The organism is Enterobacter sp. CFEC122, assembly GCF_052983755.1.
Map to the genome: position 1 here is coordinate 1 of NZ_JBRIQR010000048.1, position 12,257 is coordinate 12,257.

The 12,257-nt window shown below is 57.1% G+C and carries 11 protein-coding genes; 3 read left to right on the forward strand and 8 right to left on the reverse strand.

Annotated elements, in window-relative coordinates:
• Positions 1-57: 57 nt before the first annotated feature.
• Genes hemG through pepQ form a run of 4 tightly spaced genes read right to left on the reverse strand, consistent with a single transcriptional unit; the run spans position 58 to position 4,050 of the window.
• Positions 58-603 (reverse strand): menaquinone-dependent protoporphyrinogen IX dehydrogenase, encoded by a 546-nt coding sequence (gene hemG / locus ACVCAM_RS22965; protein ID WP_447093684.1) that lies wholly within the window; start codon positions 601-603, stop codon positions 58-60.
• A gap of 10 nt (positions 604-613) precedes the next feature.
• Entirely contained in the window at positions 614-2,065 is a 1,452-nt protein-coding gene (gene trkH / locus ACVCAM_RS22970) for a Trk system potassium transporter TrkH (protein ID WP_008501511.1), read from the reverse strand.
• A 39-nt stretch (positions 2,066-2,104) separates the two neighbouring features.
• Positions 2,105-2,719, reverse strand: coding sequence for an IMPACT family protein (locus tag ACVCAM_RS22975; RefSeq protein ID WP_008501512.1), 615 nt, complete (start codon positions 2,717-2,719; stop codon positions 2,105-2,107).
• On the reverse strand, positions 2,719-4,050 hold the full coding sequence (gene pepQ / locus ACVCAM_RS22980; protein ID WP_008501513.1) for a Xaa-Pro dipeptidase: 1,332 nt from the start codon (positions 4,048-4,050) through the stop codon (positions 2,719-2,721). Before pepQ ends, ACVCAM_RS22975 begins: the two co-directional genes overlap by 1 nt.
• 189 nt (positions 4,051-4,239) lie before the next feature.
• Here pepQ and fadB point away from each other — a divergent pair, with 189 nt between their 5' ends.
• Together fadB and fadA are read left to right on the forward strand one after the other, a co-directional pair.
• On the forward strand, positions 4,240-6,429 hold the full coding sequence (gene fadB, locus ACVCAM_RS22985; protein WP_348582056.1) for a fatty acid oxidation complex subunit alpha FadB: 2,190 nt from the start codon (positions 4,240-4,242) through the stop codon (positions 6,427-6,429).
• A 9-nt stretch (positions 6,430-6,438) separates the two neighbouring features.
• Positions 6,439-7,602, forward strand: coding sequence for an acetyl-CoA C-acyltransferase FadA (gene fadA, locus ACVCAM_RS22990; protein ID WP_008501515.1), 1,164 nt, complete (start codon positions 6,439-6,441; stop codon positions 7,600-7,602).
• Between the two features lie 162 nt (positions 7,603-7,764).
• Here fadA and fre read toward each other — a convergent pair whose 3' ends face one another.
• Complete coding sequence (gene fre / locus ACVCAM_RS22995) at positions 7,765-8,466, reverse strand: NAD(P)H-flavin reductase (RefSeq protein WP_032675626.1); 702 nt, start codon at positions 8,464-8,466, stop codon at positions 7,765-7,767.
• A 42-nt stretch (positions 8,467-8,508) separates the two neighbouring features.
• Positions 8,509-10,002 (reverse strand): 4-hydroxy-3-polyprenylbenzoate decarboxylase, encoded by a 1,494-nt coding sequence (ubiD, locus tag ACVCAM_RS23000; protein ID WP_447093685.1) that lies wholly within the window; start codon positions 10,000-10,002, stop codon positions 8,509-8,511.
• A gap of 170 nt (positions 10,003-10,172) precedes the next feature.
• Between ubiD and rfaH the strand changes: the two genes are divergently transcribed.
• Positions 10,173-10,664, forward strand: coding sequence for a transcription/translation regulatory transformer protein RfaH (gene rfaH, locus ACVCAM_RS23005; RefSeq protein WP_008501518.1), 492 nt, complete (start codon positions 10,173-10,175; stop codon positions 10,662-10,664).
• On the opposite strand, the gene tatD is transcribed toward rfaH, so the two are convergent.
• Both tatD and tatC read right to left on the reverse strand, forming a co-directional pair.
• Entirely contained in the window at positions 10,661-11,443 is a 783-nt protein-coding gene (gene tatD / locus ACVCAM_RS23010; protein ID WP_059359206.1) for a 3'-5' ssDNA/RNA exonuclease TatD, read from the reverse strand. The two genes, rfaH and tatD, sit on opposite strands and share 4 nt — an antisense overlap.
• Positions 11,444-11,484: 41 nt before the next feature.
• Positions 11,485-12,255 (reverse strand): Sec-independent protein translocase subunit TatC, encoded by a 771-nt coding sequence (gene tatC / locus ACVCAM_RS23015; protein ID WP_008501520.1) that lies wholly within the window; start codon positions 12,253-12,255, stop codon positions 11,485-11,487.
• Positions 12,256-12,257 lie beyond the last annotated feature (2 nt).

The following is a 12,257-nucleotide window of genomic DNA, read 5'->3' on the forward strand; positions in this document are numbered from 1 at the left end:
AGTGACAAGCACAAAATACAAAAAACTTTTCGTTCGCTCACTTTTCAAACTTAACGCTTATTTAAGTCGCGAATCGCCCGTTAAATGTGCGATTTCCCGCGCAAAACTGGCTACCTGCGACCAGTCGGTATAAACCACTTCTTTACGCGTATCGGTTTCTCCCCCCGTCATCTTCATAATTAGACGGATCATAAAGCGGTCATACCAGCGGTAGCGAGGGTAGCGCAGCGCGCCGGCAAAAACGGCGCACAGGTCTGGCTGCCACGGCGAGCTGAGTAAAAACTTGCGCGTGTAGCTGTTGGTCTGTGGCGTGCGCTTCTCCGCTTTACGCGCAACCAGATTGACCGAGTAAAACGCGCCTGGCATTTTGTTGAGTATTGCCGTGTGCTTTTTCACAAAGCGATCCAGCGCCGGATGGAAATGCCCGTAACGAATAGATGCGCCAATCACCACGCGGTCGTAATCCTGCCAGGCAATCTGTTCCGCACGGTTCAGGTTCACCACATCCGAGTAAATACCCAACTCTTTTAATTCCGATGCAAGGTATGCGCCAATCTCACGCGTTTGTCCGTCTCGCGTAGAAAAAAGAATCAGTGTTTTCATCAATGGCTCCTTACTCGCGCCAGAATGTAGGGGTGAACAGCACCAGCAGCGTAAAGACCTCAAGACGACCAAACAGCATATTGGCGATGAGGATCCATTTCGCGACCGGGTTCATACTGGCAAAGTTATCCGCCACCACGCCCAGGCCAGGCCCGAGGTTATTCAATGTTGCGACGACGGACGCAAAGGCGGAGAAATCATCCACTCCCGTCGCGATAATCGCCAGCATACTGACGATAAAGACCAGCGCATACGCCGAGAAGAATCCCCACACCGCTTCGAGGATACGTTCCGGCAGCGCGCGGTTCCCCAGCTTAATGCTGTAGACTGCATTGGGGTGGACCAGACGCTTCAGCTCACGGTTGCCCTGCTTGAACAGCAGCAGAATACGGATCACCTTCAGACCACCGCCCGTCGACCCCGCACAGCCGCCGATAAACGCGGAACAGAGCAGAAGCACCGGCAGGAACAGCGGCCAACGGGCGATGCTGTCCGTGGTAAACCCGGCGGTCGTCGCCATCGACACCACCTGGAAGAAGGCCTGGTTTAGCGTGGTCAACGCGGAGTTATAGACATCATGGAACCACAGCACCAGCGTACAAATGATCACCAGCGTCAGCTGGACCCCAATGAACATGCGGAACTCAGGGTCACGCCAGTACACCTTCAGGCTGCGCCCGCTCAGTAAAGAGAAGTGCAGGCCGTAGTTACAGCCGGAGATCAGCAGGAAAATGGCAATGATAGTGTTAATCGTTGGGCTGTCGAAATAGCCCACGCTGGCATCGTGGGTGGAGAACCCGCCGATGGCAATCGTCGCAAAACTGTGTCCGATAGCATCAAACGCAGGCATCCCGGCAAACCATAGCGCCAGCGCGCAGGCTACCGTCAGCAAGACATAAATCAGCCACAGGGTTTTCGCCGTCTCGGCAATACGCGGCCGCATCTTGTTATCTTTCAGCGGTCCCGGCATTTCGGCGCGATAGAGCTGCATCCCCCCGACGCCCAGAATCGGCAGGATGGCCACCGCCAGGACGATGATCCCCATACCGCCAAACCACTGCAGCATCTGGCGATAAAAGAGAATCGCGTGCGGCAGCGAATCCAGCCCCACCAGCGTCGTGGCCCCGGTCGTCGTTAAGCCGGAGAAGGATTCAAAGAAGGCATCCGTGATGCTCAGGTTAGGCTGTTCAGAGAAGATAAAGGGCAGCGAACCGACGCTCCCCAACACCGTCCAGAACAGGACCACAATCAGAAAGCCTTCGCGAGATTTCAGCTCACCTTTCTGACGACGGTTCGGCCACCACAGCAGGGAGCCGATCGCCAGCGCGACAAAGAAGGTCTGGGTAAATGCCCGCCCCGCCCCGTCCCGGTAGATAAGCGCCACCAGTCCAGGGATAATCATCGTCCCGGAAAAGAGTATGACCAGCAGTCCAACGATTCGGGTTATGGCACGAAAATGCATCTCTGCCGCTTCCTTTGGTATTCAAAAGTGAGGTGGGGATTATTCTTCAATCGGCAGCAATTGCAACGAGCCACGACTAAAATCAGCCAGTTTTGCTGAAAAAGCAGCCAGTTCCGCCTGAGGAAGCGCCACGCGTAATTGCACCATCGCCTGATATTCACTGTGTGCGATGACACCGTTAAACTGCCTCAGCAGCGCTTCAATACCCGAGAGCTGGGCGTAATCGCATAACAAAGTATATTCGGTGAGAGGCGTTTTGCGGGTGGTCTTCAGGATATTCAGTGCCTGCTGAACGCCGCCGCCATACGCTTTTACCAGCCCACCCGTACCTAACAGGATGCCGCCGTAGTAGCGCACCACCACGGCGGTAATTTCACCCACGCCGCTACCCATCAGCTGCGAGAGCATGGGTTTACCGGCCGTGCCCGCCGGTTCACCGTCATCGGAAAACCCCAGCTGCTGCGAATCGTCCGGCGGCCCTGCTACCCACGCCACGCAGTGGTGACGGGCGTCAGGATGCTCAGCCCGGACGGACTCGACAAACGCTTTTGCCGCCTCTACGCCGTCGGTATGCGCCAGCAGGGTAATAAAGCGGCTTTTCTTGATTTCCTCAACAAAGGTGACCGGTTCAGCCGGTATCAGCCAGCTTTCCATCAGGCCAGCTTCAGGTCTCGCGTCATATTCTCGATACCGTTTTCGTGAATCACCACGTTATCTTCGATACGAATGCCGCCAAACGGCTTCAGCGCGTCAATTTTTGCCCAGTTGAAGTGCTTGCTGAACTGGCCTTCACGCCACGGCGCCAGCAGGGATTCGATAAAGTAGATCCCCGGTTCAATCGTCAACACCATGCGCGGCTCCAGAATACGGGTGCAGCGCAGGTAAGGATATTTAGACGGTGCCGCCAGGTGCGTACCGGTATCATCCTGCATAAAGCCCGCAACGTCGTGCACCTGCAGGCCCAGCGGGTGGCCGATACCGTGCGGCATAAATGGCCCGGTCAGATCGTTCTCGACCATCGCCTCTTCGCTCATGTCTTTCACAATCTGATGCTTACGCAGCAGTTTAGCAATGCGCTGATGGAACTGGATGTGGTAGTCCACATAGCTGGTTCCCGCCTTCATGGTGCCAATCAGCGCCAGCTGTTCATCGTTCACGTCTTTGATCAGCTGTGCAAAATCGGTATCCGCATTTGCCGCCCAGGTACGGGTCAGATCGGCCGCGTAGCCGTTGTACTCGGCCCCTGCGTCCAGCAGGAAGCTGCGCATTTCTGAAGGAACCTGGTGATCCAGTTTGGTGTAGTGCAGGACGGACGCGTGCTCGTTGAGCGCGACAATGTTGCTGTACGGCACGTCGGTATCGCGATGACCGGTGGCGGTCAGGTACGCCTGGTTGATATCGAACTCGCTCATGCCGGACTGGAAGGCTTCATGCGCCGCACGGTGACCGTTTACCGCGGTCTTTTGCGCTTCACGCATGCAGTAAAGTTCGTAGTCGGTTTTATACGCGCGGTAATAGTGGAGGTAATCCAGCACCCCTTTCGGGTTGAGTTTGTCTGCCGCAATATCCAGGCTTAATGCACGCTCCGGAACAGGGCCAATATAAGCGATGTTGCCACGCGCGGCAGGCAGCTGGCCGCCAATCCCGTCCGCTTTTGGCAGCGCAATGACCTCAATTTCTTCCGTCCAGAAAGAGGTCGGCAGCGGCTCAACGTTGTGCCAGTAATCGACCGGCAGGTAGAACCACAGTTTCGGCTTGTTCACACCATCCACCAGCAGCCAGCAGTTGGGAACCTGCGTCACCGGCACCCAGGCCTTAAACTGTGGGTTCACCTTAAACGGATAAGCGTGGTCATCCAGAAAGGTATTCATCAGCTCGCCGGAGTGGATCAGCAGCGCATCCAGCTTAAAGCGGGCCAGTACATCGCGGGTACGTTCCTGTAGGGTAACGATATGATTTTTATAAAGCGAAGCCAGTGAGTCCATCATTATTCCTTTCGTTTTTTGACCTCAAGTCATCGCATCTTAGCACACCTCACTCCGCCTGCGTGATTTCCACCGACCGTGATCAATGCAGCAATTTCTTAATGAGTAATTTGCATTTTATTAACATAAATCCCACACTCCGACTCATCTGGTATGACCAGATCCACTTGCTGGATTCAGGAGACTGACATGCTCTACAAAGGCGACACCCTGTACCTCAACTGGCTGGAAGATGGCATTGCCGAACTCGTGTTCGATGCCCCCGGCTCAGTCAATAAGCTCGATACCGCGACGGTGGCCAGTCTTGGCCAGGCGCTGGATGTTCTGGAAAAACAAACTGAATTAAAAGGGCTGCTGCTGCGCTCGAACAAAGCGGCCTTTATCGTCGGTGCCGATATCACCGAATTCCTTTCGCTCTTCCTGGTGCCTGAAGAACAGCTGAGCCAGTGGCTGCACTTTGCCAATAGCGTCTTTAATCGTCTGGAAGATCTGCCTGTCCCGACCATTTCCGCCGTTAACGGCTACGCGCTGGGCGGCGGCTGTGAGTGCGTGCTGGCGACCGACTACCGCCTGGCGACGCCGGATCTGCGCATCGGCCTGCCGGAAACCAAGCTGGGCATTATGCCGGGCTTTGGCGGCTCCGTCCGTATGCCGCGCATGCTGGGCGCCGACAGCGCGCTGGAGATCATTGCCGCGGGTAAAGACGTCAGCGCAGAACAGGCGCAGAAAATTGGCCTGGTCGACGGCGTTGTAAAACATGAGAAGCTTGTTGAAGGCGCACTCGCCATTCTGCGTCAGGCCATTAACGGCGAGCTCGACTGGAAGGCCAAACGCCAGCCGAAGCTGGAGCCGTTAAAACTCAGCAAGATTGAAGCCACCATGAGCTTCACCATCGCCAAAGGCATGGTGATGCAGACGGCGGGTAAACACTACCCGGCGCCGATCGCGGCGGTGAAAACCATTGAAGCGGCTGCCCGTTTCGGGCGCGATGAAGCGCTGAAGCTCGAAAATCAGAGCTTTGTCCCGCTGGCGCACACCAATGAGGCTCGCGCGCTGGTCGGTATCTTCCTGAACGATCAGTTCGTGAAAGGCAAAGCCAAACAGCTGACCAAAAACGTTGAGACGCCAAAACATGCGGCGGTACTCGGCGCGGGCATTATGGGTGGCGGCATCGCCTACCAGTCTGCCTGGAAAGGCGTGCCGGTAGTGATGAAAGACATCAACGAGAAATCCCTGACGCTGGGCATGACCGAAGCGGCCAAGCTGCTGAATAAACAGCTTGAGCGCGGCAAAATTGACGGGCTGAAGCTCGCAGGCGTGATCTCCACCATTCAGCCCGTGCTGGAATACAGCGGTTTCGATCGTGTCGACGTGGTGGTCGAAGCCGTCGTCGAGAACCCGAAAGTGAAAAAAGCGGTGCTGGCGGAAACGGAAGACAAGGTTCGCCCGGATACCGTTCTGGCCTCTAACACCTCCACCATTCCAATCAGCGAACTGGCGAGCGTGCTGAAGCGTCCGGAAAACTTCTGCGGGATGCACTTCTTCAACCCGGTACACCGTATGCCGCTGGTCGAAGTGATCCGCGGGGAAAAAACCTCAGACGACACCATTGCCAAAGTGGTGGCATGGGCCAGCAAGATGGGCAAAACGCCGATCGTCGTTAACGACTGCCCGGGCTTTTTCGTCAACCGCGTGCTGTTCCCTTACTTCGCCGGTTTTAGCCAGCTGCTGCGCGACGGTGCGGACTTCCGCAAAATCGACAAAGTGATGGAAAAACAGTTCGGCTGGCCGATGGGCCCGGCGTATCTGCTGGACGTTGTGGGCATTGATACCGCCCACCACGCCCAGGCGGTGATGGCGGCAGGTTTCCCGCAGCGCATGCACAAAGACTATCGCGACGCCATTGACGCGCTGTTCGACGCTAACCGCTTCGGTCAGAAAAACGGCCTGGGCTTCTGGCGCTATAAAGAAGACAGCAAAGGCAAACCGAAGAAAGAAGAAGATCCGGCGGTGGATGGCCTGCTGGCCGACGTCAGTCAGCCAAAACGCGACTTCACCGACGATGAAATCATCGCCCGGATGATGATCCCGATGATTAACGAAGTGGTGCGTTGCCTCGAAGAAGGCATTATCGCCAGCCCGGCAGAAGCCGACATGGCGCTGGTGTATGGCCTCGGCTTCCCTCCGTTCCACGGCGGCGCGTTCCGCTGGCTGGACACGCTCGGCAGCGCACGCTATCTCGATATGGCCCAGCAGTATCAGCACCTCGGCCCGCTGTATGAGGTGCCGGAAGGGCTGCGTAACAAAGCGCGCCATAACGAACCCTACTATCCCGCAGTTGAGCCAGCCCGTCCGGTTGGCGAGCTGAAAACGGCTTAAGGAGTCACAATGGAAAAGGTTGTCATTGTTGATGCGATTCGCACCCCGATGGGCCGTTCAAAAGGCGGCGCGTTCCGTAACGTGCGTGCGGAAGACCTCTCCGCGCACCTGATGCGTAGCCTGCTGGCGCGTAACCCGGCGCTGGATCCGGCTGCGCTGGACGATATCTACTGGGGCTGCGTGCAGCAGACCCTGGAGCAGGGCTTCAACATCGCCCGCAACGCGTCACTGCTGGCGGAGATCCCGCATTCGGTTCCGGCCGTCACCGTCAACCGCCTGTGCGGTTCGTCAATGCAGGCGCTGCACGACGCGGCCCGCATGATCATGACCGGCGATGCGCAGGCTTGCCTGGTGGGCGGCGTCGAGCACATGGGTCACGTCCCGATGAGCCACGGGGTCGATTTCCACCCGGGGATGAGCCGCAACGTGGCGAAAGCGGCGGGGATGATGGGCCTGACCGCCGAGATGCTCTCCCGCCTGCACGGCATCAGCCGCGAAATGCAGGATGCCTTTGCCGCGCGCTCTCACGCTCGCGCCTGGGCCGCCACGCAGTCCGGTGCCTTTAAGAACGAGATCATCCCGACCGGCGGCCACGATGCAGACGGCGTTCTGAAGCAGTTCAGCTACGATGAAGTCATTCGCCCGGAAACCACCGTCGAAGCGCTTTCCACCCTGCGTCCGGCGTTTGACCCCGTCACCGGTACGGTCACGGCAGGGACCTCGTCGGCGCTGTCCGACGGCGCCGCCGCGATGCTGGTGATGAGCGAAAGTCGCGCCCGCGAGCTGGGATTAACGCCTCGTGCTCGGGTACGTTCGATGGCGGTCGTGGGCTGCGATCCGTCGATCATGGGCTACGGCCCGGTTCCGGCTTCAAAGCTGGCGCTGAAAAAAGCGGGCTTAACCGCCAGCGACATCGATCTCTTTGAGATGAACGAAGCGTTCGCCGCGCAGATCCTGCCGTGCATTAAAGATCTGGGGCTGATGGAGCAGATCGACGAGAAGATTAACCTCAACGGCGGCGCGATCGCCCTCGGACACCCGCTGGGCTGTTCCGGGGCGCGTATCAGCACGACGCTGATCAACCTGATGGAACGCAAAGATGCCCAGTTTGGTCTGGCAACGATGTGTATCGGTCTGGGTCAGGGTATCGCGACGGTGTTTGAGAGAGTGTAAGGCTATAACGTAGGCCCGATAAGCATCGCGCCATCGGGCTTTTGCCGGGAGGCGCTGCGCTTTCCCGGCCTACAAGAGGTACCTCGCCGCCAGTCGTGTCACTGGCGAAGAGAAACAGTTTAGTTGCCGTTCTTCCCGCCTGTCAGGGGCGGGTTTTTTTATTTAAATGAAGGCAAACGCATCGCCAAACAGGCGGTCTTCACGCGCATCACGTTCGTTACAGAACAGATCGCGGGCGATTTTCGCCATCTCGAAACGCCCTGCAATATAGATGTCATGTCCTGCCAGCGTACCGTGATCCTGCAGCACTGCCGTCAGTACCGTACCGCTACGCCCGCGCCAGCCCTCTTCCGGCTGCTCAACCACCGGCTCAATGCGCAGGTTAGGATGGGTGACGCTCAGCGCTTCGAGTTCGGACAGGTCATACAGGTGTTTCTCTTCACGGCCACCCCAGTAGATGGTGATATCACGGTCCGGGTTACGCGCCAGGGCGGTCAGCAGAATGGAGCGCACGTAGGAGAAGCCTGTACCACCAGCAATCAGGATCAGCGGACGGTCTTCGTCATCACGTAACCATGCCTCGCCGTGCGGAATATCCACCACGATCTCGCGCTCTTTCAGAATGCGGTCCATGACGGCCATCGCATACAGGTTAAGCTCTGACGCACCAATATGAAGCTCAATAAATTCCTGCTCCGCTGGCGTTGAGGCCATAGAGAAAGGACGCTTATCACGCTCATCCATCACGACCATCAGATACTGACCCGCGCGGAAAGAGAATGGCGCTTCTGGCACTAAACGGACGCGATATACGGTGTCGGTGATGGCATCTACCGAGGTCACTTTACAGCTTAAGGTTGTCATTCGCTCTCTCTGTCGGGAAGTCTATAGGGCTTAACGGTCAGCTCAGGGTTTACCGTTATTCATTATGGCCAGTTCGTCCCAGATCGCATCAATGCGCGCGGTCACAGCAGGATCTTTTTTGATCGGGCGACCCCATTCACGATCGGTTTCGCCAGGCCATTTATTTGTGGCATCCAGTCCCATTTTTGAGCCAAGGCCGGAAACCGGCGAGGCAAAATCCAGGTAATCTATCGGCGTGTTTTCGACTAACACCGTATCGCGCGCCGGGTCCATTCGCGTGGTAATAGCCCAGATTACGTCATTCCAGTCGCGGGCGTTAACGTCATCATCGCAGACAATAACAAATTTGGTATACATAAACTGGCGCAGGAAAGACCACACGCCCATCATCACGCGTTTCGCGTGACCAGGATACTGCTTCTTCATCGTGACCACTGCCAGGCGATACGAGCATCCTTCAGGCGGCAGGTAAAAATCAACAATTTCCGGAAACTGCTTTTGCAGGATCGGCACAAACACTTCATTCAGCGCCACGCCCAATACTGCCGGTTCATCCGGTGGACGCCCGGTATACGTGGAGTGATAAATCGCATCTTCACGCTGCGTAATGTGCGTCACGGTAAACACCGGGAAGTTATCCACTTCGTTGTAATAGCCGGTGTGGTCGCCGTAAGGGCCTTCTGGCGCCAGTTCATCCTGCTCAATGTAACCTTCCAGCACAATTTCTGCACTGGCCGGAACTTCGAGATCGTTAGAGATACACTTCACGACTTCCGTTTTCGTTCCGCGCAGCAGGCCTGCAAAGGCATATTCCGAGAGCGTATCCGGTACGGGCGTGACGGCCCCGAGAATGGTGGCCGGATCGGCGCCGAGCGCGACAGACACCGGGAAACGTTCACCCGGACGCGCAGCACACCACTCCTGGAAATCGAGCGCGCCGCCGCGATGCGACAGCCAGCGCATGATGAGCTTATTCTTGCCAATCAACTGCTGGCGGTAAATACCAAGATTCTGGCGCTCTTTGTGCGGACCGCGCGTGACGGTCAGTCCCCAGGTGATCAGCGGCGCGGCATCTTCCGGCCAGCACTGCATGATAGGGATTTTAGTCAAATCAACCGCATCGCCTTCCAGCACCTTCTGCTGGCAGGGCGCGCCGCGCAGGCGTTTGGTGGGCATGTTTAGCACCTGCTTAAACTGCGGCAGCTTGTCGAACAGATCGCGGAAGCCTTTCGGCGGCTCCGGCTCTTTCAGGAAGGCCAGCAGCTTACCGACTTCGCGCAGGGCCGTGACGTCTTCCTGCCCCATCCCCAGTGCGACGCGACGCGGTGTACCAAACAGGTTGCACAGCACTGGCATGGCGTACCCTTTCGGATTTTCAAACAGTAATGCGGGGCCGCCGGCACGCAGGGTGCGGTCAGCAATTTCTGTCATCTCCAGATAAGGATCGACAGGAAGGGTAATACGTTTGAGTTCACCCTGCTTTTCCAGCAGCGTCAGGAAGTCGCGGAGATCGTGGTATTTCATGCAGTTAATCATGGCCTCTCTGTAAGCGCTTCATTATACGGCGTAAGACTGCTTGATGCTGTAATTTTGTTAAATTAGCGTGAAGTTATGCGTTCTGTCCCATTTTCGCCCATTATAATCAACTTAGCGATCCCGCCAGGGTTTTGATATGCTTGCGCCCCGAACTAAGGGAAAGAGTGATTATGCAGGCCTGGTATTTACTGTATTGCAAACGCGGGCAACTTCAGCGCGCGCAGGAACATCTTGAACGTCAGTCAGTCAATTGCCTGACGCCCGTGATCACGCTTGAAAAAATGCAGCGCGGGAAGCGCACAACCGTTAGCGAGCCGTTGTTCCCGAACTACCTGTTCGTGGAGTTCGATCCGGAGGTGATCCACACCACCACCATCAGCGCCACGCGCGGCGTCAGCCATTTTGTTCGCTTCGGCGCCCACCCCGCGACGGTTCCCTCATCGGTCATCCACCAGCTGTCGATTTATCAGCAGCCCGAAGACCTTACCGACCCGGAAACGCCCTACACGGGCGATAGCGTCGTGATTACCGAAGGGGCTTTCGAAGGCCTGCAGGCGATTTTTGCCGAGCCGGACGGGGAAGCGCGCTCTATGCTGTTGCTTAATCTGCTGAACAAGCAGGTGCTGCAGAGCGTTAAAAACACCGACTTCCGCAAACTTTAAACGTTTATCCCAAACAGATTACGCACGTTGTCATCCGTCTGTGCGGAAAGCCAGTGCGGATCCTCTCCGCGCCACGTCGCGACGCGCTCAACTATGTGCCCCAGATAAGCGGGCTCATTGCGTCGCGATGCCGGTTTGGGTTGCATATCGCGCGGGAGCAGATAGGGCGCATCCGTTTCAAGGAGCAACCGGTCAGCCGGGATCGCGGGTAGCAGCTCCCGAAGCTCAAGCCCGCGGCGCTCGTCGCAAACCCAGCCGGTAATGCCCAGATAAAGCCCGCGCTCCAGGCACTCCAGCGCCTCCTGCCGTGAGCCGGTGAAGCAGTGCAGCACCGCGCCGGGCAGTTTCTCGAGCCACGGATCCAGCAGAGTCAGGAAACGCTCATGCGCGTCGCGGCAGTGCATAAATACGGGCATTTCAAGCTCTGCCGCCAGCGCAAGCTGGGCAGTGAATGCCTTTTCCTGCTCTTCAGGCGTGGAAAAGTTACGGTTGAAATCGAGGCCGCATTCGCCAATCGCCACCACTTCTGGTGTCTTCGCCAGCCTGCGCAGGGTTTCCCCGCTTTCCGGGGTCCACTGGCTGCTGTCGTGAGGATGCACGCCAGCGGTAGACCAACAGCGTTCGTAGCGTTGCGCCAGCTGCTGCGCCTGCTCGCTCTCATGCAGGTTGGTGCCCGTCAGCAGCAGCCCTTTCACCCCAGCGGCAAACGCGCGCGCAACCACCTCATCGCGATCTTTCGCAAACTGCGAGCTGGTCAGGTTGAGTCCGATATCAAACATGCGAATCCCCATATAACAACCGCCCTGACGGGCGGCTGGTTTTACTCTTCAGTGGTCTTGTCGGAGGTATCGTCTTCGTCATCCGACCGACGCCCTTTACCCACGTAGAAACGTGAGAAGAAGACGCCGACCTCAAACAGGCAGTACATCGGTATGGCCAGCAGCGTCTGGGAGAATACATCCGGCGGGGTCAACAGCATGCCGACAACGAAGGCGCCGACCAGGATATACGGACGCTTCTTACGCAGGTCATCCGGCGTGGTGACCCCTACCCAGCAGAGCAGCACAATGGCCACCGGCACTTCGAATGCCACGCCAAACGCCATAAACAGCGCCATCACAAAGCTAAGATAGCTGGCGATATCCGTCGACACCTGGACGCCTTCCGGCGCGGTATGCGTCAGGAAGCCGAAGGCCAGCGGGAAGACAACGAAATAGGCAAACGCCATGCCGATATAGAACAGCAGCGAACTGGATACCAGCAGCGGAATGACCAGCTTGCGTTCGTGCTTATACAGTGCCGGCGCCACAAAGGCCCACACCTGGTACAGAATGACGGGCGCAGAGGCAATCAACGACACCCAGAAGGTCAGCTTGATGGGGGTAAAGAACGGAGAAGCAACGTCTGTTGCAATCATCGTTGCGCCCAGCGGCATCTGCTTGATCAGCGGCGCAGAAACCACCTGGTAGATATCGTTGGCGAAATAGACCAGGCATAGAAAAATAACGAGAACCGCAATAATGCAGTTTAACAGACGCTTACGCAGCTCTATGAGGTGCGTAATCAGCGGTTGAGTATCATCTACAGCCATGT